The sequence below is a fragment of the Pseudomonas sp. SAR267 genome (assembly GCF_052077595.1).
In the GTDB taxonomy this organism is placed as follows: domain Bacteria; phylum Pseudomonadota; class Gammaproteobacteria; order Pseudomonadales; family Pseudomonadaceae; genus Aquipseudomonas; species Aquipseudomonas vlassakiae.
Genome location: NZ_JBQIHU010000001.1, coordinates 492,844 through 513,332, shown reverse-complemented (window position 1 = coordinate 513,332; position 20,489 = coordinate 492,844). Strand labels below are relative to the sequence as shown.

26 protein-coding genes are annotated in these 20,489 nt (G+C 62.6%); 7 read left to right on the top strand and 19 right to left on the bottom strand.

The genetic code is table 11. The features are described from left to right. The first annotated feature begins 120 nt into the window (after positions 1 to 120). The gene (gene cynR, locus ACTORR_RS02770; protein ID WP_054887804.1) at positions 121 to 1,008 is read left to right on the top strand and encodes a transcriptional regulator CynR; all 888 of its coding nucleotides are present in this window, start codon (positions 121 to 123) and stop codon (positions 1,006 to 1,008) included. 31 nt (positions 1,009 to 1,039) lie between these two features. On the opposite strand, the gene ACTORR_RS02765 is transcribed toward cynR, so the two are convergent. The 8 genes from ACTORR_RS02765 to ACTORR_RS02730 all read right to left on the bottom strand — a co-directional run bounded on the left by ACTORR_RS02765 (position 1,040) and on the right by ACTORR_RS02730 (position 8,170). Further along, entirely contained in the window at positions 1,040 to 1,525 is a 486-nt protein-coding gene (locus tag ACTORR_RS02765) for a DUF2878 domain-containing protein (RefSeq protein ID WP_099813562.1), read from the bottom strand. 2 nt (positions 1,526 to 1,527) lie between these two features. Beyond that, positions 1,528 to 2,787 (bottom strand): SAM-dependent methyltransferase, encoded by a 1,260-nt coding sequence (locus ACTORR_RS02760; RefSeq protein WP_054887765.1) that lies wholly within the window; start codon positions 2,785 to 2,787, stop codon positions 1,528 to 1,530. Next, positions 2,762 to 3,574: a DUF1365 domain-containing protein gene (locus tag ACTORR_RS02755; RefSeq protein ID WP_099813563.1), complete on the bottom strand. Its 813-nt coding sequence runs from the start codon at positions 3,572 to 3,574 to the stop codon at positions 2,762 to 2,764. The genes ACTORR_RS02760 and ACTORR_RS02755 overlap by 26 nt, the downstream gene beginning before the upstream one ends. Further along, complete coding sequence (locus ACTORR_RS02750) at positions 3,571 to 4,818, bottom strand: NAD(P)/FAD-dependent oxidoreductase (RefSeq protein ID WP_313364170.1); 1,248 nt, start codon at positions 4,816 to 4,818, stop codon at positions 3,571 to 3,573. Before ACTORR_RS02750 ends, ACTORR_RS02755 begins: the two co-directional genes overlap by 4 nt. A 3-nt stretch (positions 4,819 to 4,821) precedes the next feature. Then, positions 4,822 to 5,574, bottom strand: coding sequence for an SDR family NAD(P)-dependent oxidoreductase (locus tag ACTORR_RS02745; RefSeq protein ID WP_054887763.1), 753 nt, complete (start codon positions 5,572 to 5,574; stop codon positions 4,822 to 4,824). After that, the gene (locus tag ACTORR_RS02740; RefSeq protein ID WP_099813565.1) at positions 5,571 to 5,993 is read right to left on the bottom strand and encodes a nuclear transport factor 2 family protein; all 423 of its coding nucleotides are present in this window, start codon (positions 5,991 to 5,993) and stop codon (positions 5,571 to 5,573) included. The genes ACTORR_RS02745 and ACTORR_RS02740 overlap by 4 nt, the downstream gene beginning before the upstream one ends. Positions 5,994 to 6,210: 217 nt before the next feature. Continuing rightward, a complete protein-coding gene (locus ACTORR_RS02735; protein ID WP_054887761.1) occupies positions 6,211 to 7,218 on the bottom strand; it encodes a zinc-binding alcohol dehydrogenase family protein in 1,008 nt (335 codons plus the stop codon). A gap of 154 nt (positions 7,219 to 7,372) precedes the next feature. Beyond that, the gene (locus ACTORR_RS02730) at positions 7,373 to 8,170 is read right to left on the bottom strand and encodes an SDR family NAD(P)-dependent oxidoreductase (protein WP_054887760.1); all 798 of its coding nucleotides are present in this window, start codon (positions 8,168 to 8,170) and stop codon (positions 7,373 to 7,375) included. Positions 8,171 to 8,274: 104 nt separating this feature from the next. Here ACTORR_RS02730 and ACTORR_RS02725 point away from each other — a divergent pair, with 104 nt between their 5' ends. Continuing rightward, positions 8,275 to 9,228: a GlxA family transcriptional regulator gene (locus ACTORR_RS02725; protein WP_313364171.1), complete on the top strand. Its 954-nt coding sequence runs from the start codon at positions 8,275 to 8,277 to the stop codon at positions 9,226 to 9,228. A gap of 65 nt (positions 9,229 to 9,293) precedes the next feature. Here the strand turns inward: ACTORR_RS02725 and ACTORR_RS02720 are convergent, their stop codons facing one another. Together ACTORR_RS02720 and ACTORR_RS02715 are read right to left on the bottom strand one after the other, a co-directional pair. After that, the gene (locus ACTORR_RS02720) at positions 9,294 to 9,653 is read right to left on the bottom strand and encodes a hypothetical protein (protein ID WP_054887758.1); all 360 of its coding nucleotides are present in this window, start codon (positions 9,651 to 9,653) and stop codon (positions 9,294 to 9,296) included. 88 nt (positions 9,654 to 9,741) lie between these two features. Beyond that, entirely contained in the window at positions 9,742 to 10,866 is a 1,125-nt protein-coding gene (locus tag ACTORR_RS02715) for a mechanosensitive ion channel family protein (RefSeq protein WP_313364172.1), read from the bottom strand. Positions 10,867 to 11,086: 220 nt separating this feature from the next. On the opposite strand from ACTORR_RS02715, the gene ACTORR_RS02710 reads away from it, so the two are divergent. After that, complete coding sequence (locus tag ACTORR_RS02710) at positions 11,087 to 11,380, top strand: hypothetical protein (RefSeq protein ID WP_313364173.1); 294 nt, start codon at positions 11,087 to 11,089, stop codon at positions 11,378 to 11,380. 36 nt (positions 11,381 to 11,416) lie between these two features. Here ACTORR_RS02710 and ACTORR_RS02705 read toward each other — a convergent pair whose 3' ends face one another. Then, positions 11,417 to 11,662, bottom strand: coding sequence for a hypothetical protein (locus tag ACTORR_RS02705; protein ID WP_054887755.1), 246 nt, complete (start codon positions 11,660 to 11,662; stop codon positions 11,417 to 11,419). Between the two features lie 104 nt (positions 11,663 to 11,766). Further along, on the bottom strand, positions 11,767 to 12,231 hold the full coding sequence (locus ACTORR_RS02700; protein ID WP_054887754.1) for a hemerythrin domain-containing protein: 465 nt from the start codon (positions 12,229 to 12,231) through the stop codon (positions 11,767 to 11,769). 249 nt (positions 12,232 to 12,480) lie between these two features. On the opposite strand from ACTORR_RS02700, the gene ACTORR_RS02695 reads away from it, so the two are divergent. Continuing rightward, entirely contained in the window at positions 12,481 to 12,765 is a 285-nt protein-coding gene (locus tag ACTORR_RS02695; RefSeq protein ID WP_313364174.1) for a DUF6555 family protein, read from the top strand. A gap of 397 nt (positions 12,766 to 13,162) precedes the next feature. On the opposite strand, the gene ACTORR_RS02690 is transcribed toward ACTORR_RS02695, so the two are convergent. The 3 genes from ACTORR_RS02690 to ACTORR_RS02680 form a co-directional block, all read right to left on the bottom strand. Further along, on the bottom strand, positions 13,163 to 13,606 hold the full coding sequence (locus ACTORR_RS02690; RefSeq protein WP_441343532.1) for a DUF421 domain-containing protein: 444 nt from the start codon (positions 13,604 to 13,606) through the stop codon (positions 13,163 to 13,165). Positions 13,607 to 13,615: 9 nt separating this feature from the next. After that, on the bottom strand, positions 13,616 to 14,068 hold the full coding sequence (locus ACTORR_RS02685; protein ID WP_313364176.1) for a hypothetical protein: 453 nt from the start codon (positions 14,066 to 14,068) through the stop codon (positions 13,616 to 13,618). 65 nt (positions 14,069 to 14,133) lie between these two features. Then, positions 14,134 to 14,637, bottom strand: coding sequence for a CinA family protein (locus ACTORR_RS02680; RefSeq protein WP_054887802.1), 504 nt, complete (start codon positions 14,635 to 14,637; stop codon positions 14,134 to 14,136). 207 nt (positions 14,638 to 14,844) lie between these two features. Here ACTORR_RS02680 and ACTORR_RS02675 point away from each other — a divergent pair, with 207 nt between their 5' ends. Next, complete coding sequence (locus ACTORR_RS02675) at positions 14,845 to 15,078, top strand: PLD nuclease N-terminal domain-containing protein (protein WP_054887750.1); 234 nt, start codon at positions 14,845 to 14,847, stop codon at positions 15,076 to 15,078. A gap of 36 nt (positions 15,079 to 15,114) precedes the next feature. On the opposite strand, the gene ACTORR_RS02670 is transcribed toward ACTORR_RS02675, so the two are convergent. Next, entirely contained in the window at positions 15,115 to 15,972 is an 858-nt protein-coding gene (locus ACTORR_RS02670) for a glucose 1-dehydrogenase (protein ID WP_054887749.1), read from the bottom strand. 193 nt (positions 15,973 to 16,165) lie between these two features. Here ACTORR_RS02670 and ACTORR_RS02665 point away from each other — a divergent pair, with 193 nt between their 5' ends. Continuing rightward, positions 16,166 to 16,690, top strand: a complete 525-nt coding sequence (locus tag ACTORR_RS02665) for a hypothetical protein (RefSeq protein WP_054887748.1) — start codon at positions 16,166 to 16,168, stop codon at positions 16,688 to 16,690. A gap of 63 nt (positions 16,691 to 16,753) precedes the next feature. Here the strand turns inward: ACTORR_RS02665 and ACTORR_RS02660 are convergent, their stop codons facing one another. Genes ACTORR_RS02660 through ACTORR_RS02650 form a run of 3 tightly spaced genes read right to left on the bottom strand, consistent with a single transcriptional unit; the run spans position 16,754 to position 19,897 of the window. Continuing rightward, positions 16,754 to 17,293 (bottom strand): type 1 glutamine amidotransferase domain-containing protein, encoded by a 540-nt coding sequence (locus ACTORR_RS02660; protein WP_099813570.1) that lies wholly within the window; start codon positions 17,291 to 17,293, stop codon positions 16,754 to 16,756. Between the two features lie 56 nt (positions 17,294 to 17,349). Then, complete coding sequence (locus ACTORR_RS02655; RefSeq protein WP_313364177.1) at positions 17,350 to 18,675, bottom strand: SDR family oxidoreductase; 1,326 nt, start codon at positions 18,673 to 18,675, stop codon at positions 17,350 to 17,352. Between the two features lie 19 nt (positions 18,676 to 18,694). Next, positions 18,695 to 19,897 carry a zinc-dependent alcohol dehydrogenase gene (locus ACTORR_RS02650; RefSeq protein ID WP_313364178.1) on the bottom strand — a complete coding sequence of 401 codons (1,203 nt, stop codon included), beginning with the start codon at positions 19,895 to 19,897 and terminating at the stop codon, positions 18,695 to 18,697. Between the two features lie 258 nt (positions 19,898 to 20,155). Here ACTORR_RS02650 and ACTORR_RS02645 point away from each other — a divergent pair, with 258 nt between their 5' ends. Next, positions 20,156 to 20,437, top strand: coding sequence for a hypothetical protein (locus ACTORR_RS02645; protein ID WP_054887744.1), 282 nt, complete (start codon positions 20,156 to 20,158; stop codon positions 20,435 to 20,437). The last annotated feature ends 52 nt before the right edge of the window (positions 20,438 to 20,489 follow it).

Here is a 20,489-nt window from a genome sequence, read left to right as displayed (position 1 = left end):
CCGGGTGAGGCCCGCCGCTCTCACGCGGCGAGCCGGTCGGGCAGAGGTTAGGGGACGTGTGGCATAAGGTAAAAGTCTGATTTATGATCGAGTCGATCAGATTGGATTATGTGAATGACTATGCTTGCCCGACACATCCAGTACTTCCTCGCCGTGGCGGCGCATCACAGCTTCACCAAGGCCGCCGCGGCCCTGCATGTCTCCCAGCCGGCGCTGTCGCAACAGGTCCGTCAGCTGGAAGAAAGCCTTGGCGCCCAGCTGTTCGATCGCTCGGGGCGCACCACGCGGCTGACCGATGCCGGGGAAGTCTACCTGGCCTATGCACGCCGTGCCGCGCAGGAGCTGGAGGAGGCCAGGCGCGCCATTCACGACGTCAGCGACCTCAGCCGCGGTTCGCTGCGGGTCGCGGTGACGCCGACATTCACCACCTACCTGGTCGGCCCCTTGGTCGAAGCCTTCCACACGCGTTATGGGAACATCACCCTGAACGTGCGCGAGATGTCCCAGGAGCGCATGGAGGCACTGCTGCTCGCGGATGAGCTGGACGTGGGGATCGCCTTCGAGGGGGGGCAGGCCGAGGACATCGAGGCCAGCCCGCTGCTGGTCGAGACGCTGGCGCTGGTGGTCAACCGCCACCACCCCTTGGCCCGGGCAACGTCCATCGGGCTGGAGGCCTTGAGCGCAGAATCGCTGGTGCTGCTCAGCGGCGAGTTTGCCACCCGCGAACAGATCGACCGTTTTTGTCAGCAACATGGCATTCACCCGCAGGTGCGGATGGAGGCCAACACCATCAGCGCGGTGACCGAGATCGTGCGTCGCACGGCGCTGTCGACCCTGCTGCCTGCCACGGTCGCGCTGGCCCATGACGATCTGGCAGCCATTGCGCTCGACCCGGTCCGCCTGCAGCGCACGGCCGTGCTGATGCAGCGCAAGGGCGCCTACCAGAGCGCTGCGGCGCGGGTGTTCAGGGAGATGGCGACAGCTGTGGCTGCACGCCTGGCTAGCTGAAAGGATGCGGTCGAAGCGGGCGCAGTGCCGATCAGCCCCGTGCTGCGAACCGCAAGGCCAGCGGCAGCGCCAGTGCCCAGACCGGTGCCAGGAGCAGCGCGGTCTCCAGGCGCCCGAGTGGCAGCTCGATACCGGCCAGCCGGGCGCCGGCCAGATAGGCCAGCGGGCCACCGAACAGGCCCAGCAGCACCGCGCGCCACGCGGGCTGGCCGAGCCCTGCCAGGCTGTGGCGCATGCCACTGGCCAACACCAGCCACAGCAGTGCCAGCCACAGTGGCAGCGGCCACTGAGCGAAACTGAACACACCGAGCAGGCCCAGCGTGCTGTCCAGCAGGCAGCCGGCCAGCGCTACCCACAGCAGCACGCGCAGCTCTCCGCTTGGGCTCAGCCGCAGGTGCAGCAGCAGGCCGCTCACCACCATCAGTAACAGCCACGGCTTGTGCGCCCCCAACACACACAGCCACCAGCCGGCTTGCAGCCACAACGCGTTGCCCAGCAACCAGACACGGCGGCCCATGTTCAGACATCCGGTAGCGGTGCCCGCCGCGCCTGGGGGCCGGCCCACAACAACTGGGCGACGCCGATGGTCCGTTCCTCGAAGCCGCCCTGGCAATAGCACAGGTAGAACTCCCACAGGCGCTGGAAGGTGTCGTCATAACCGAGCCTGGCCAGTTCCGTGCGTGAATGGCGCAAGTTGTCGCGCCAATGGCGCAGGGTGCGCGCATAGTCCAGGCCGAAATCTTCCATGTGCACCAGGTTCAGCTCCGTCTGGCGGCTGGCGGTGTCGAGCAGGACGCTCAACGAAGGCAGGGCGCCGCCGGGGAAGATGTAGCGCTGGATGAAGTCCACCGAGCGGCGGGCCTGGGCGTAGCGTTGGTCGCGGATGGTGATGGCCTGCAGCAGCATCAGGCCGTCGTCCTTGAGCAGCGTGGCGCATTGTCGAAAATAGGTGGGCAGGTAGCGGTGGCCGACCGCCTCGATCATCTCGATGGACACCAGTTTGTCGAAGCGCCCGCGCAGGTCGCGGTAGTCTTCGTGCAGCACGGTGATTTGCCGATCCAGGCCCAGCGCCTTGACCCGCTGCAGGGTGTGGGCGTATTGCGCGGCGGAGAGGGTTGTGGTGGTCACCCGGCAACCGTGCTGCAAGGCCGCGTGGATGGCCAGGCTGCCCCAGCCGCTGCCGATCTCCAGCAGGTGCTCGCCGGGCTTGAGTTCGAGCTTCTGGCAGATCTGCCGGAGCTTGTTCGACTGCGCCTGTTCCAGGGTTTGTTCGGCGCTGTCGAACTGCGCAGCGGAATACATCATGGTCGGATCGAGCAGCCGTTCGAACAGCGCATTGCCGAGGTCGTAGTGGGCCAGGATGTTGCGCCGCGCGCCGCGCCGGTTGTTGCGGTTGAAGTGGTGCAGCAGGCGCAGGGCCGGGCGGGCCAGGCGCGCCAGGCCGCCTTCCATGGCGTCCAGCACTTCGAGGTTGGCGACGAACAGGCGAGTCACCGCGGCCAGGTCCGGGCTGCGCCAGTAGCCGTGGATGTAACCTTCGCCCGCGCCGATCGAGCCATTGCCGGCCACCAGGCCCCAGGCTGCGTCGTCGACAATCTCCACTTCCGCATAGAGCGGGCTGGCGACGTCGCCGAAGGTCCATTGCCGGCCCTGGCTGATCAGGCGCAGATGGCCACGGCTCAGGTGGTGCAGCTGTGCCAGTACCGCACGCCTTGCCAGCCCGCCGAACAGCGGCGCGATGCTGGCTGATTTGCTAACGCTCAGGGTCGGGTCGGGCATGATCGGGGTCCTCGTGTATGGCTTGGCCAAGCGACAGGTCGTGCTGGCTGGCGGTGTGGTCGTAGACAGGGGAGCGTTTGAGCAGCAGGCGCAGGGCTTGCCAGTAGATACCGGTGACGGTGCGCAGGCTCATCCAGGGAAAAGCCAGGAGGTGCCGCTGCAGGCTGGCGCGGTCGAGCGGCTGGCGCTGCACAGCGAGGTCCGCGGCGAACACCAGCCGCCCGGCTTGCCAGTTTTCCATGTGCACACGCACGCGTTGCCCATCGACGGCGAAGCGCAGCCGATAGTCCATGTCCATGGGCATGAACGGCGAGACATGGAAGGCCTTGGCCACGGTAAATGGCCGGGCCAGGTCGCCCTGTACTGGCAGCACGTAGTGGAAGCGCTCGCGCCAGGGTGTGTTGCGTACCTCCAGCAGCACGCTGGTGACCTGCCCTTGGCGGTCGTGGCAGAAGTAGATGCTCACCGGGTTGAACGACAGCCCCCAGCAGCGCGGTTGCGTCAGCAGGTGCACGGCGCCTTCGGGCACTTGCCCGGTGGCCTGGCCGACCAGCAGGCGCACGGCCTCGCCCAAGGGTTTGCCCTGGCGAGTCAGCGCCGGCAGGTAGTCGGTTTCGCGCCAGCACAACGGCGCCAGGCGGGAGCGCCCGAGCCAACGGGACAGGCTCAGCAGGCGTGGCAGTTCGTCGAGGTCCAGGTAGAACAGGCCGATGCGATAGCGGAACGCGTGTGGCCTGGGCGTCAGGCGCCGGTGGCTGAGCCAGCCGTGGCACAGGCTGCTGTTCACAGCTGCTCTCCGAAGTGCCTGGCGACGTTCAGTGCACTGAGCACGCCGTCTTCATGAAAGCCGTTGGCCCAATAGGCGCCGCAGTAATAGCTGTGCAGCGGACCCTGCAGTTCGCCCTGGCGGGCCTGGGCGGCTACGGCAGCGAGGCTGTACTGGGGATGTGCGTACTCGAAGCGGGCGAGTATCTGTGCCGGGTCTATCAGCGCTGTCTGGTTGAGGCTGACGCAGAACGTCACCGGTGCATCGATGCCCTGCAGGATGTTCATGTCGTAGGTCAGTGCAGCGGGGGCCTCTTCGCTGCCACCCAGGCGGTAGTTCCAGCTGGCCCAGGCCCTGCGCCGGCGGGGCAGCAGGCGGGTGTCGGTGTGCAGCACCACGTCATTGCTGGCGTAGTGGATGGCACCCAGGATCTCCTGCTCCTGTTCGCTGGGGGCGTCCAGCAGCGCCAGCGCCTGGTCGCTGTGACAGGCGAAAACCACTTTGTCGAAGCGCTCGCTGCCAGCAGCCCAGGTCACGTTCACACCCTCGTCGTCGCGGCTTACCCGTTGCACCGGGCAGTTGAGGCGAATGTGCTCGGCAAAGGGCTGGCACAGTGGCGCCAGGTAGCTGCGTGAACCGCCCTCGATCACCCGCCATTGCGGGCGCTGGTTGACTGACAGCAGGCCGTGGTTACGGCAGAAGCGCACGAAGAACTGCAACGGGAAATGCAGCATGTCGGCCCGCGACATCGACCAGATGGCCGAGCCCATGGGCACGATGTAATGCTCGATGAAGCGCTGGCCGTAGCGGTTATCCCGCAAATAGCTGCCCAAGGTGGTCGCGCCATCGATGCGCTGCTGGTCCAGGTCGGCCAGGGCCTGGCGGTTGAAACGCAGGACATCGCGCAGCATGCCCCAGAAGCCGGGCGACAGCAGGTTGCGCCGTTGGGCGAACAGGCTGAGCAGGTCGTGCCCGTTGTACTCGAAGCCGCTAAGCGGGTCGTGCACCGAAAAGCTCATTTCGGTCACCCGCGAGCCGACGCCCAAGTGTTGCAGCAGGCGGATGAACTGCGGGTAGGTCCAGTCGTTGAAGACAATGAAGCCGGTGTCCACCGCATACTGCTGGCCGCGCCAATGCACATCGACGGTATGGGTGTGCCCGCCAACCCGGTCGGCCGCTTCGAAAACGGTGACGGCATGCCGGCGTGACAACAGGTGGGCGCAGGTGAGGCCAGCGATACCGCTGCCGATGATGGCGATGCGCATGGGTCAGTCCTCAGGTTGTCGGGCCAGGCGCTGGCCCAGCTTCAGGCGCCAGCGTGCCGGCAATGCGCCGAGCAGGCGCAGCAACAGGGTGAAGGTGGCGGGGAAGGTGATCTCCAGCGGGCGACGGGGCAGGCGCGCGACAATGTGCCTGGCGGCGCGCTCTGCACTCCACAGCTGGGGCATGGGGAAGTCGTTGCGGCGGGTCAGCGGGGTATCGACGAAGCCGGGGTTGACCAGGGTGACATCGATGTTCTCGCGGGACAGGTCCAGGCGCAGGGACTCGACCAGGTAGCGCAGCGCTGCCTTGGACGCCCCATAGGCACCGGCCCGTGGCAGGGCAAGCCAGCTGACCGAGCTGCCGATCACCACCAGATGCGGGCGCTGGCTGCGGCGCAGCAGGGGCAGCGCGGCCGCCAGGCAATGGCTGGTGCCGATCAGGTTGGTGCGCATGACCCGCTCGACCAGCGCCGGGTCGAATTGCCCAGGCTCGAGGTATTCGCAGGTGCCGGCATTGAGGATCACCAGGTCCAGCGAACCCCAGGCCTGCTCGATCTGTGCGGCGATACGTGCCACCTGCTCAGGCTGGTCGACATCGCCGACGGCCAACAGCACCTGGCCGGCAAACTGTGCGGCCAGGCCTGCCAACCTGTCAGCATGCCGCGCGCCAAGCGCTACCTGATGGCCTTGCTCCAGCAGGCGCTGCGCCAGTTCCGCGCCGATGCCGCTGCTGGCGCCGGTCAACCAGCAGCGGCTCATGCCAGCCTGCCCTTGAGCCAGCGAACCGCGCCGCCCAGGACCGGAACATGTTCATAGAGCAAGGCGCCAGCGTCGAAGTAGTCCTGATGAAAGTACACCCGCCCACGCCAGCGCAGGTGACTACAGCCTTGCAGGCTGATCGGCTGGCCGCCGGCCAGGCGCGGATGGCGGTAGTGCAAGACCCAGCGGATGTAGCCGTGCCCCGGCGCTGGCTCATCGAGCCCTTCGAAGCGGTAGCCGACCTCGGAGACATTGGCATAGAGCTGTGCGAAATAGCCACGCAAGGCCGAGAGCCCACTGATGTGATGCAGTGGATCACGGAAATCCACATCCTCGCTGTACAACTCGCCGAGCAGGTCGAGATTGTCTGGACCCAGCATGGCAAAGCGTTCGGTGAAATGTTGCAGGTAGTCGGACATGCGCAATACCTGTACAAAATAAAATTACTGTACAAGGTATAGTGCAAGCGCCTGGAAAAATCTATACATCCGAATATTTTTGTACAATTTTATCGCGCGCCTTCCATCGAGGCGCGGAGGCTCGCTGCTGCGCGACGCTTTCAGCTAACCGATCTCGCCTGTTGGAGGGCTGACCGCGCTCGCGACAGCCTCCACTTTTCGCTTTGTGCGTAGCGGGTCAGAAACCTTCCAGCACGATCTTCCCTTTGGCTTTACCGCTTTCGACCAGGCCATGGGCGCGCTTGAGGTTCTCGGCGCTGATCGTACCGAAATGTTCGCCAAGGGTGGTTTTGATCTCCCCCTGGTCAACCAGCTGCGCAACACGTTCGAGCAGCTGGTGCTGCTTGATCATGTCCTCGGTCTTGTACAGCGAACGCGTGAACATGAGCTCCCAGTGCAACGAAAGCGACTTGCGTTTGAGCGGCATCACATCCAGCTGTGCGGGGTCGTCAATCAGCGCGAGCTTGCCTTGGGGCCGCAGCACTTCGACCAACTGGGTAAGGTAGGTGTCGGTGTGCGTCAGGCTGACCACATAGTCGACCGGGTTGAGCTTGAGCGCTTCGAGCTGGAGCGGGATAGACTGGGTGTGGTCGATGACGTGATGGGCGCCCAGCTCGTTCACCCACGCTTGGGTTTCAGGCCGTGAGGCGGTGCCGATGACGGTCAGTTGCGTGAGCTTGCGGGCCAGCTGAACGAGGATCGAACCGACGCCACCAGCAGCTCCGATAACCAGCAGACGCTGGCCCTTGCCCGCGTTCTCTTCGATACCCAGGCGGTCGAACAGCAATTCCCATGCGGTGATGGAGGTCAGCGGCAAGGCAGCGGCGCTTGCGTTGTCCAGGCTGCGCGGTTTGTGCCCGACGATGCGCTCATCGACGACATGCAGCTCGCTGTAGCTGCCGGGGCGATCGATGGCGCCGGCATAGAACACCTCATCACCCGCTTGGAACAAGGTCACTTCAGCGCCGGTCGCGCGGACGACGCCAACCGCATCCCAGCCCAGAACTTGCGGCAGCTCACCGCCACGGCTTGCACGGATTTTCGTGTCGACAGGGTTTACGGCAATCGCCTTGACCTCCACCAGCAGATCCCGGGCGCCAGGCTTGGGTGCGGGGAGTTCCGCGTCGTAGAGCGATTGCGGGTCTTGGATAGGCAAACCGGGCTGGTTATAAACGACGGCTTTCATGGGCGCTACCTCCAGTGATGTGAAAAGTGCGTGCAGGCTATTGGTTTCGATTCATTCAAGACACAGCCTGAATGGAGTAAGACTTTATCGCTTGGGATGAAAATCGGGTGAAGCAGCCACGACCGCGCTGGCTCGCTTCACCCGGTGAACGGGATCACCTGGCGTTGTAGCGGGGAGCCAGCTGGTTATTGGACAGCTGACCGAGCAGGGCCTTGCGGCTGGCTTCATAGCGTTCGAACGGTTGTAGGTCATGCATCGACGGGATGGAAATCACCACATTGTCGTCGAAGTCCTGCAAGGCGCCGTCCACCAGGTCCTGGGCCGACATGACGATGGCGGGATCCAGGTTCTCGACCGGCAAACCGCCGATCTGCCAGAAGTCGGTCGCCGTGGCCCCGGGCAGGACTGCCTGGACCCTGATGCCCTGGTCCGCAAGCTCCTTGTGCAGCGACTGGGTAAAGGCGGTGACATAGGCCTTGCTGGCGCCGTACACGCCGTTGAGCAGCTCCGGCGCCAGGCTGACGATCGACGAGATGTTGATGACGGCGCCTTGCTTGCGCGCCACGAAGCCTGGGACGGCCGCATAGGTGAGGCGGGTGAGGGCGGTGACGTTGAGGCTGATCATTTCGGCCATGCGCTCGACATCACTTTCCAGCAGGCTGGTGTGAGTGCCGATGCCCGCGTTGTTCACCAACAGGCTGATGCTGGCGTCCTCACGCAGTTTGCGTTCCACCCTGGCCAGGTCATCGGCGTCGGCCAGGTCTGCCGGGAACACCTCCACGTTCTGCTGGGTTTGCGTGGTGAGCCGGCTGGCCAGCGTATTGAGGCGTTCGCGGTTCCGTGCGACCAGCACCAGGTCGTAACCTCGGCGTGCCAAACGTTCCGCGTAGATGGAACCAATGCCGGTGGAAGCGCCGGTGATGAGGGCGGTGCCTTTGAATGGCTGGGTCATGGTAGTGCTCCTGGTTGGGTGTAGCGCCATGATGGAGCAGGTCGCTTTTGTCTTGAACGACGTATATGGTACGGTTTCAGGACATTGAACAAGGAGCGCTAATCATGCACCGGGTCGGCTACCTCATCACCGAAGGTTTCCAGATCATGTCGCTGGCGACGCAGTCGGTATTCGAGTTCGCGAACATCGTCGCAGGCGAAGCGGTTTACAAGATCCAGAACTTTTCCATCGAGGGTGGCACGGTGCGCTCTTCGCTGGGGATGTACATGGACACGCTACCGCTGGGCGCGCCTGGTCTGGCCGACACCTGGATGATCACCGGGACCTTGACCCCGCTGACGCCGCCGAGTGAGCAAGTGCTGGCCAGCGTGCGAGGCTTCGTCGACGGCGCTCGTCGTACCGCAGGCCTGTGTACCGGTTGTTTCATCCTGGCCCAGGCGGGCGTGCTGGATAACCGGCGAGCCACGACGCACTGGGCCTATGCGAAAAAGTTGCGTGAGCTGCATCCGAAAATCGAGGTGGAAGATGATCGGATCTTTATCGTCGATGGGCAGATCTGGACCTCGGCTGGCATGACCGCCGCCCTGGATATGGCGCTTGGCATGGTGGAAAAGGACCTGGGAACCGACATGGCCAGGTCAGTGGCACGCAAGCTGGTGATGCATCAACGCCGCTCGGGTGGGCAATCGCAACATTCCGAGCTGCTGACCCTTTCGCCAAAGTCGGATCGGATCCAGAGCGCACTGGATTATGCGCGCAAGCACCTGAGTCGGCCGTTGAGTGTCGAGGAACTCGCCGAAGCTGTGCATTTGAGCCCCCGGCAGTTCACCCGGGTATTCACCGCCGAGACCGGACAGTCACCGGCCAAGGCCGTGGAGAGCTTGCGGCTTGAAGCGGCCAGGCTGCTGATCGAGCAGAGCAGGCACAGCCTGGACGTGGTGGCGAATGAGGCCGGCTTCAGGGATCGGCGGCACATGCGCGAGGCCTTCATGCGCGGCTATGGCGTCCCCCCGCAAGCTGTGCGCAGGGACGCCAGGCGGGTGGTGACTGCGTCATGAGCGGCATGGGTTCAGCGGGCTGACGGGCGCCTGCCGCTCGCTAGCCCGGCTTGTTGAGACTGCCATCAACCGCCGGAGCTACCGCCACCTGATGCACCACCTGAGCCGCCTGCGCCCGAGCCGCCACTGCCGTTGCCACCGCCGGTACCGTTGCCGGTACCGCTACCGGTACCTGAGCCGTTGGTAGTGCCGTCACCTCCGGTATTGTCCGTGCCATTGCTATCGGTACCCCCAGAGCCGGTACCCATGCCATCCCCAGGCGTTCCGGAGCCGGTAGCCCCGCCGTTGCCATTCATGTGGCCGCTGTCCTGGGTCTGCGTACCTGGGGCGCGTTGGTCGTTCAGGTCAGTCGCCGCCAGTACCAGCGGGGCGCTGGCGCCAAGACACAGCGCCAGTAACAACGAATGAGGCTTGATGATCTTCATGGTCTGCCTCCATTAAGGGGTTTACCTTTGGTTGGGCCTGCCCGTGGGGCAACCTGTGCGATGGCGCCGACGAGCGGAGGCCATGGAGTCAGGCCCCTCTGATACCGAGGCTGTCGCGCCCCTGGCCCTGCACGTCGGCCTCGTGTGGCAATGCGGTGACCTTGATTGCGCGCACCGGTACTGCGAACTTGGCGCCGATTTTCGAGAAGCGTTCGAGCAGCCTGAAGTTGATTGCCTGCTGGATGTCCATGTACAGGTTGTAGCCAGGGTCCTTGACGATGTACACGCATTCGAATTCCAGCGCCTCCTTGCCGAAACCGCGCAGGTGGGCGCGGTCGAAACGCACCTGTTCCTGGCCCTTGATGGCCTCTTCGACAATACCCGGCGCTTTCTTCACCGCCTCGGTGGGCGTGTCGTAGGACAGGCCGAACTCGAAGACGATGCGTCGCTCCTGCAGACGCTTGTAGTTCTGGATGGTGCTGCTGATCATGCTGGCGTTGGCCATGACGATCTGCTCGCCGCCGAGGCTGCGGATGCGTGTGGTCTTCAGGCCGACGTGTTCGACGCTCCCGGCCAGCGGCCCGATGACGATGAAGTCGCCGACCTCGAAGGGCTTGTCCACGGCGATCGACAACGAAGCGAACAGGTCGCCGAGGATGTTCTGCACGGCAAGCGCCACCGCGATGCCTCCCACGCCCAGGCTGGCGACGAACGCGGTGATGTTCACCCCCAGGTTGGACAGCATTGCCAGCACCACCACCGACCACAGCAGCACCCGCGCGCCCCAGGCTGACAGCGTGGCCAGTGCGCTGCCCTGGTTCAGGCCAGCGGCGCGGTGGCGGGCGAAGTAGTGGCCCAGGCCCAGGCCGATGGCGCGGTTGGCCCAAAGGCCGATCTGCAATGCAGCGACCACGAACCACAGGCTGCCGACCCGGGTCAGCCAGCGCTCGGGCAGGTCGAGCATGCCCAGGCCCACCAGCAGCGAGGCCAGGAACAGGAGGAGATTGCTGGTGCCTGACAGCACCTTGGCCAGCACCTGGCTCAACGCGCCGTCATGCTCGGACCAGCGCCTCACCCGGTGCAGCAAAAAACTGATCGCAGCGCGGGAGACCAGGAAGGTCAGGGCGGCCACGGTCAGTGCCAGCAGCAGGTTGAGGATGGAGATACCAAATACGGTGGTATCGGTGAAAAAGGCGATGATGCGTTCGTTCATGTGAGCCTCACCTCTGGTTTGCCCGATTGATTAGCCAAGGTTCTCTTGTTGGGACGCCCAACAGGCCCCACAGGTCGATTGGATTTCTCGGTTTCGGCAAATTCCAGGCGTCGTGGCTGCAAACAGTGCATCTGGCCGGCCGTCCGACACTGGCATTTGATTTGGAGTGTTGGCCCACAGCAGGCGATCTACCGCTGACAACCGTGCAGAGGACAAGCAGATGAAAAGACGAGGCGAAACCTATCGGCAGTGGTGCGACGCGATCTTGCACCACCAAACCCATGAAGCACTCGACAACGGGGTCTGCCTTGAGGTGCAGTCGCGTTTGTCACGGACAGGCGCTACCCAGCTGTTCATCGGCGTCTATCGGGCAGACGGCTCGATGCTGTGTGAACGGGTCTATCATCAGCGCCCCGGCGAAACCATGAGCCGGGCACTGGTCTGGGGCGTTGGCTATGCGCGGCGTTTAGCCAGCGAGGGCGAGGTGGCAAGTGTCGAAGCAGCAGGGCCGTAAGCGTGTGGCTGAATGCCCGGCGATGGGGCTGGGCGTTCAGCCCGTTTGCATCGCCGTGTTCTTTTTCCAACCCCGCAGGTTCATCACGCACAGGCAGACCTGAAGGATGATCAACGCCCAGGCCTGTGCCTGCCAGCCCCACACCCCCCACAGCACGTTGCTGGCAATGAAGCAGCAGAACCCGAGCTTGCGTCGGCCTGGGCGCCGTGAGCCGATGCACCAGGCAGCCAGTACGGTGAGGGCCATGGCGGGCCATTCGAGAAAGTCGATCCAGTCATTCATCCTGCGACATCCGAGCGATTGCGTTTCGATATAAATTGCCCAGCGCCGATTGCCCACCCGGTAAGCCTGGGCCAGCGCGCCCGGAGGGGCGCGCTGGGGGTTGGTCAGGCGGCGCGCTGTTCACCCTTGAGCAGTTTCTTTTGGGCCTCCATGGCCTGGCCCATGTCCTCCAGTTGCTGCTTGCCCAGCAGCTTGCGAGCGGTGGGGAACAACTCGCTCTCTTCTTCCTCGATATGGTGTTCCAGCAGCTCTTTCATCACTTTGACCCGGCCGGCGAATTCCACGCTTCCGGTCTCGGTCTCCAGCAGGTCGGGCAGGACCAGCGAGTCGACCGTGCGGTGTTCCTCCTTGGCCTCGTAGTACATCTTTGCCTCTTCCTTGCCGCCAGCCTGCTTGATCGCCGGGTACAGGATCTCTTCTTCCAGGGCTGTATGGATGGTGACTTCCTGCTTGATGCGTTCCAGCAGCTCGGCGCGTTTCTTCACTGCACGTTCGGTGGTCGAGGACAGTTCCTCGAGCAGTTTCTTCACCAGTTGATGGTCCTGGATCAGCAGTTCGATTGCATTCATGGGGCACCTCTTCAGGGGCTGGGAAAAATCACGGTTGCCTTCGATGGAGTGGGCCACAAGCGGCGGGGTTCAATGCAATTGATCAGCGCACTGGCGGGACGGAGAGTCCAGGCCACTTCGGTCCGGGGTGTGACGCGCTCGGCAAGTATCGGGCGCTGGGTAATATGCGACGTATCTGGTCGTGCAGTTTCACTGAATCTTTTCTTGCACGCGCTGCTCCTAGATCGTGAATCGTTAAAGGAGAGTCCGATGGCAGGTCAGCAACTTTTCGTGATCGAGTATGCGCTCAGGAGTGAATACCGCACATTCATCATCCGGCAGGACAAGATGGACAACGCCGAAGCGTGGCATTGGGCGAGCTGTGATGCCGGGGTCGGCATCATTCCTCGTTTTGGCCAGCACAAGATCAAGAAGGTCAGCCGGCCCATGGCAGAGCGCTATGGCATTTCCGATGTGAAATGGCGAGCTGCCGGGGAAGGCCCGGAGTTTGTTGCTCCGCCAGTGGACGTCAAGAAGTTCTCAACCCACTCTTGACTGATCGTTGCAGTGGCCAGGACCGATCCGTCGCCCTGGCCAATATTCGTCATTGACCCAGCGCCGCTCGTCTTCACGCCGTTATTGGCATGGAATTCTCATAGATTTTTACAGATCAAAATTATTTCCAACCACAATAAACACGGGGGCTTCATGAGCTGCCTTATCTGCGCAGGAAGTGCGGTGTCTGTCCAATGTACGGTCGGCTGGGAAGAGCGAAACTGCCCACGCTGTGGGTGTTACCGAATGTCCCAGGCGCTGATTGCCTCGATGATGGAGGAGGGCCAGATCTTCGATGCAGAAAAAATGAGGCTCTGGCTTGGCACGTGTCGTAATGTCGCAGCGGTGCCTACCATAGAACCCCATCAAGCGATATTGATGCGATAACCGGAGGCAGTCATTCGTTTGCGATTATCGATATTTTTCCGTTTCGCTCCACAATCGCAAACTTGATCTGTTGCACCGATTCCAGTCCTTGGCTGTCGCGAGCTGATTCCAGAATGTCGTCCTCGGTCAACCGGGCTCGGCGCATTCGCTGGTGCAGAAACTGCCCATGCTCGACCACCAGGGTTGCGTGGCCATCCAGCAAGCGTGCAAGGGGGCGGGCGTTCAGTTTGGCCAGCGACAGGCCGACATCCAGCACGATCAATGTGGCGATCACCAGCATGGCATTGGTGAACGAAAAGTCTTCGCCCAGCAGCGCCTGCTGGGCCGCCTCGCCAATGATCAGCAGCAGGACGAAATCGAAGGTGTTCAGGTCGGCCAGCGAGCGCCGCCCGGCTATGCGGAACAGCAGCATCAGGGCGAGGTACATTCCGGCTGCGCGGAGGATCGAATCCATGACGCACTCCTATGGGTAGAGGAATGTGGAAAAATGGACTTCAGTCTGCGAGCCTGCCCTCACGACGCCTTGCAAAGTACCGACGTGCTCGCTGCGTAGCGTCAGGTACAGGGTGGCCACGCCATCATTTGTCGTACCCAGTTGCAAGAGCACGGCGGGGCCATGGGACATCGAGACCTGCGGCTCGGGCTGCATCGTCTCGATACTGGCCTGGCGAAGCAGTGATCCCGCCAGTTCGACCATGACCGGTTTGCCCGGTACGCCTTGGACGGTGATGAACAGGCGGTCGGTCGTACCGCTGCGGCTGAGGCGCTGGTATTCGACCTTCAAGCGGCCATCCTGGCTTACCGCCTCGGCATCGCTCAACGGGCCGTTACCAAACAGCCCGGCCAAGGCAAGCAAGACGATGATCACCAGCACATACCAACCGACACGTTCGAAGCGCCAGACGCGCTGCTGCATTGGCATGTTCTCTTGGACGGGGTGACGCCTGGAGCACAGCTCATCGTCCGCCATTTCACTGGCCCTCAGGCACGTTCGCCGCGAAGCCAGCGTTGGTGATAGTGAGCCAGGCGCGTGAGGCCGAATTGCGCGCCCTGGCGCATCACATCCATCCTCTGGCCAAAGAAACGCTGGGTTCGGGTAAAGACCGCGACAGGCTCGCCGGCAAAGGCCCAGGCAAAGCACATCGTCCCGGGTGGCACCCCGGACTCAGGGCCGGGCCCGGCGACGCCGGTGGTGGCAATCACCACAGTGGCGTCGCTGTCTCGCAACGCACCCAGGGCCATTTCCCAGGCCACCGGCTCGCTGGTCAGCCCGTAGCGCTCGATCGTTTCGCCACTGACGCCCAACAGGCGCTTTTTTGCACTGGGCGAATACACGACATAGCCACTTTCCAGCACCTCGCCGGTGCCGGGGACTGCCGCCAACATGGCTACCATGCAACCTGCCGTGCACGATTCAGCAGTGGAAAGGATCAACTGATGGTCTTTCAGATAGCCAATCGCGGCCAGTACAGGATCGGACGTCATGAGGGTTTCGACTCGCTTGTTCTTTCGCTGTTGACGCAGCCGTTGCGCGATTGGTTCAGCCTTGTTAGGTCCGCCTGTCCCAAGCCTGACACCTCGCCTGAACTTTGTCCGGCTTGCTGCCTTCACTTGTTTAGGGGCAGCGGACCTTCGGCATAAACCGGTATCGAAACGCTGCGGCTACTCAAACGGAACAATGGAGACAAGCAAATGGGCGATCTCGCAACGTATTTCTGGATTGCCGTGGCGGCCATCATTCTGCTGGTCGATCTATGGGCGATTGTCAGTGTGTTTCGCAGCGACAAATCTGACGCAGTCAAGGTGATGTGGTCGTTGATACTTATCGTGCTGCCCGTCGTCGGGCTTGCCATATGGGGCGTCGCTGGCCCGCGCGGGATCAAGCGCGGCACGGGTCCGACCTCACCCGAACACAGCAAAGGGTAGCGGGCAGGGCTCGCCGCGAGGCGAGCCCTTTTTTGGCTAGAGGATCGGTTTACCGCCCGTGACGGCATAGCGTGACCCGCTGATGTAGCTGGCTTCGTCCGAGGCAAGCAGAACGTAAATCGGCGCGACTTCGACCGGTTGGCCAGGCCGCCCCATGGGGTAGCTGGAACCGAAATTCTTGACCGCCTCATCCGGCATGGTGGCGGGTATCAAAGGCGTCCAGATCGGGCCCGGCGCCACGCAGTTCACCCGTATGCCCTTCTTGCCCAGAAGCTGGGCCAGCCCAGCCGTGAAGTTTGCGATGGCACCTTTGGTCGTGGCGTACGCCAGCAGTTGCGGCGAAGGATCATCGGAATTCACCGAGCTGGTATTGATGATCGAGCTGCCTTTGGGCATCGAGGGCAACGCCCGTTGGCAGATGCGGAAGATGGCCGTGATGTTGACGTTGAAGGTCATCAGCCATTCATCGTCGTCGATTTCATCGAGGGTTTCGTGAGACATCTGGAACGCTGCGTTGTTGACCAGCACGTCGATGCGGCCGAACTGTTCAACGGTCTTGTCGACAATGTCATAGCAATGCTGCTTTTGCGCCAGGTCACCGGGGAGCAGCAGGCATTTGCGACCCGCTGCTTCCACCCAGCGGGCCGTCTCCTGAGCATCGTCATGCTCGTCGAGGTAGGCAATGGCGACATCAGCGCCTTCGCGAGCGTAGGCGATGGCCACAGCGCGGCCGATACCGCTGTCGGCACCGGTGATCAAGGCGACCTTGCCGGCAAGCCGGTCATGCCCTGCATAGGTCTGTTCGCCGCAGTCCGGATACGGATCCATCCGGCGCTGCGATCCGGGCACCGCTTGCGGTTGTGAAGGGAAGGGCGGGGTGGGGTAGTCACTCATGGTGGTAGCTCCTGCATTAACGAACGGATGTATCCGTTTGAAACAGCACCGAGCAAAGTGTTGGACGTAATTGGCTGTCGCCGCGACGGACGGAGTGTTCGGCCAATTGCACTGAATTTTCGACAAAGGGCTCAGCTCTACCTGAGAGATGCCAGTCTTCTCAGTACGCCGTTGCTGACCCAGGAGGAATCGAGTGCCCCGTATCATCACGCCCAGCACACCCGAGCACGAGCAGGAGGAGCGTAACGCCAGGATGTTCGGTTCGCCCAAGGAGCGCCTGGATTTTTACCGCAAGGAAATCCAGTACGAGACCAGCATCCTGGCCAACCGGACAGACGCCTACCTGGCGGCCCAGTCGTTCCTGGTCATCGCGTTCGTGTCTTCGATGGGCAACCTCAACCAAGGGTGGGGTGAGATGTTCACCCTGGTCGTGCCCGCCTTTCTTGCGTTGCTCGGCGTGCTGAGTTCGCTCAACGCTTGGCCAGGCATTCGTGCTGCTTATCGCATCATTGAACACTGGCAGCTGAAACAGAGTCATCTGCTGCGCAGTGAACCGTTGATGGGGCTGGCTTATGACGAGTCACCGCTGTTTTGCGAGGTCGAGACTTCGCAGGCAGGCCACCGCAAATCGCTGCTGTTTTCCTTGCGCACGCCGTGGATATTCCTTTGTTTCTGGGTCGTGCTGGGCAGCTACTCGGTCTACATTCAGCTGGCATGAATCGGCAGGGCCCCGTTGTCGATGCAGGCAATGCACGGCAAGGGGCCGGTTGCAGAAGGGGGCTCAGCTGGCCAGAGCCTTGATCAATTGCTCATTGAAGGCCGGGATATCGTCCGGCTGGCGGCTGCTGATCAGGTTGCCATCCACCACCACTTGCTCATCCACCCAGTTGCCGCCTGCGTTGCGGATGTCGTCCTGCAATGTCTTGTAACTGGTCATCCGCTTGCCCTGTGTCAGGCCCGTCGACACCAGCAGCCAGGCACCGTGGCAGATCACCGCCAGCGGCTTGCCGGCCGAGTGGTGACTTTTCACCAGCTTCTGTGCCCCCGGAATCAGCCGGATCGTGTCGGAATTCTGTACGCCGCCAGGTAACACGATCGCGTCGTAAAGATCGAGGTGGGCACTGTCAAAGGTGGCATCCACCGCAAACGCGTCCGCAGGCTTGTCGTGGTTCCAGCCGCGTACCGTTCCTTCCTTGTCAGCCAGGATGTCGACCACAGCTCCGCGTTCTGTCAAGGCGTCACGCGGCCCGGTCAGCTCGACCTGTTCAAAACCATCGGTGACCAGAAAGGCCACGCGCTTGCCGTTCAATTGTGTGCTCATCGTTGATTCTCCGTTCTCAATGGTCCCGCAATGTCGGGTTGGTTCGTCGGGTTCGGTCAGCCGCGCCGTCGTTGCGAATGGGTAATGACAAAGCCTGCAAGGAAACCGATAACCGCTGCGCTGAGCAGCAGCGGGGTTTTGTCTTTGGGCGTTCGCCATCCGCCTTCGACACTTCGATGGCCACTGGGTGGCTCGAACAGATTGCCTGAGGACTTTTCGGCACTGGGACTGCGCTGCAGGCCCCTGCGGGCAAGCCACCCGGACAGTACCGGCAGCCCGGGCACCAGGTAGCTGGCCAAATGGGCGATGCGGGCGCTTGCGCCGACGGTAGTGTTGGCGCGAGGCGAGATCGCGCAGGCCACCATGGCCTTTGCCACCCGCTCAGGGTCGTAGATTGGCCCTGGCGGTTTGAGGGCATGACCGGTGTAGTTGCCACCGTCGCGGAAGCCGGGGGTATCCATCACGGCGGGGTAGATGTCGCAGACGTGGATATCGGGGAACTCGGTAAGCTCGCCCCGCAGTGCCTCGGTGAGCCCGCGCAAGCCGAACTTGCTGGCCGAGTAGGCGGCGGCATAGGGTTGGGCGAGCCAGCTGCCCAATGACAGGGTGTTTATCAGTATGCCGCTGCCTTGTTGCTTGAAGTAGGGCAGTGCAACGTGAGCCCCTCGAAGGTAGCCCAGCAAATCGGTCTGAATCACCTGCTCATGCGCTTCAAGCGGTGTCTCCTCGAAACTCCCCACCGCTCCCACACCTGCATTGTTTACCCAGATGTCTATGCGGCCATGGCCAAATTCGGCAGCGCGGGCTGCCAAGGCTTGTACCTGGTCGCTTTGGGTCATGTCGGTGGTCACGGCCACCGCGTCGGTGCCGCAATCGGTGCATTCGTCCAGCGTTTCAAACAGCGCTTCCTCATCCCGTGCCGCCAGCACCAGACGAGCGCCTTTACAGGCAAAGGCATGGGCAGCGGCTCGCCCTATGCCGCTGGACGCGCCAGTGATCACCACCACCTTGCCACGCAGCGGGCCCTTGATCGGCGAGCCGGTCAGTGGCGGAGGCTGGTCGGGGGCGACGGAGGTGTTCATCGGCGCCGTGCAGGGCTCACTGTCCTCGATGGGTGACAGCTGGAGGGTGGTGCCGTCCACCAGCTTCAACGTCAGGTTGCTGATGGTGCCGGCCACCCGATCGGGGAATACGGGCTCTCCTTGAGCATCCAGACTGTCGTAGATGAACCGGTCACCCTCCAGCCATCCAACCGCCGTCAACAGCTCCGGGCCCAGGTAATATTTGCCATCCTGAAAGAAGCCGGGGAACTGATGGGCCCGCTCGATGTTTTCGACACAATAGCGCTCACCTGGCTTCATTCCTGTCGCTTGATCAATCATGGTGCAAGCTCCTGTGCGCTTAAACGTAGTCGGGGCCGAGCGTCCCGGATGCCGCCCCTGGAACAAGGATCACCTTGCGGCAGTCATCCTCTTTCTGATCGAACATCTTGTAGCCCAGGGCTGCCTCTTCCAGCGCGAGGCGATGGGTCACGATCAATTCCGGCTGCAGCCGTCCTGCTTCGATATGCTCGAGCAGCTCGGGAAGGTACTTTTGAACATGGGTCTGCCCCATCTTGAAGGTCAGGCCCTTGTCAAAGGCATCTCCGAACAGGAAGCCGTGGATGAACCCGGCATAGACACCTGGCACGCTGACCACGCCGCCACGTCGCACCGCCGCGATGCTCTGACGCAGCGCCTTGCCGCTGCTGCCCTCCAGCTTCAGGGCCGTCATGACGGTTTCCGTGGTGCTGCCCTTGGCTTCGAACCCGACGGCATCGATGACTGCGTCGACGCCGCGCATACCGGGTGTCTGGCGGATGATGCTGTCGGCAGGGTCGTCATCCTTTTCGAAATTGATCGGGATGACGCCGTAGGCATCCTGGGCATAGGCCAGCCGGTAGTCGTTGTCATCCACCATGAAAATGGTATGAGCGCCCAGCATCCGTGCGCAGGCGGCACTCAGCAGCCCCACCGGCCCCGCGCCATAGATCGCCACCGACGAGCCTTGGCCGATCTGGGCATTGACCACAGCTTGCCAGGCGGTGGGCAGGATGTCGGAGAGGAACAGCACTTTGTCATCAGCGAGGCTCGTCGGGACTTTGAACGGCCCGACGTTGCCCTTCGGCACCCTGACATAATCGGCTTGGCCTCCCGGCACGCCGCCGTACAAGTGGCTGTAGCCAAACAGCGCTGCGCCGGGTGGAATGCCCTTCTTGTTGAGGATCGCTCCCCGCCCGGTGTTGGTCGTTTCGCAGGCGGCAAACAGATCGTGCTGGCAGAAGAAGCAGCTGCCACACGCGATGACGAACGGGATCACGACGCGGTCGCCGACCTGCAGGTTCGTCACGTCTTTGCCGACCTCTTCGACGATGCCCATGAACTCGTGACCGAAGATGTCGCCGTGCTCCGTTGCCGGGATCTTGCCGTGATAGAGGTGAAGGTCGGATCCGCAGATGGCGGTGGCGGTCACCCTCAGGATGATGTCGTCGGCCTCGGTGATGATGGGGTCAGGGACGGTATCGACCCTGACATCGTTGGCGCCGTGGTATGTCAGTGCTCTCATGCGCTTCGCTCCTGCATCAGAAAAATCATGGGGGTATGCAGGGGAAGCCTGGTGGGCGGTCAAAGTTCAGACCAAGTTGTTCAGTGGTGATCATGGACACGGCAGAACACACATGCAGGTCGAGTCAAAGCGTAAAAACTGGATTGACCAGCGCCCCAGCATGCACTTAGGTGCCATGCGGTCACACCGCTGACCTGTCCCAGCTGAACCTATTCACAGCTGTGTGCTCGACAGTCAAAGCGTGCGAGGGCAGGCGAGATGAACGCGATCAACCAGCAGATCAGCCAGGAACAGCGCCGTCTGGTTGCAGTGAACCGTTGGTTCATGGTCTATGACGATGTCGAGCGCAGGCGTAATTGCCCAAGCAGCCACCACGAAGCGCTGCTTGGCCAGGCCGACGAGATGGACCGCTTGGGACTCATTGGCTGGCGCGAGTGGCGGGATCTACGGCGCCTCGCCGACCGTGCATTTCTAAGAGCCATAGCCGGCGCGGACTATCATCGCGTCCCCGGCGAACGATTCCAGCCTGAGCCCACTTGAATCACTGTGGCAGGGCAGCACGTCACCCAAGGGCTGAGCAGGTCAATGCCCC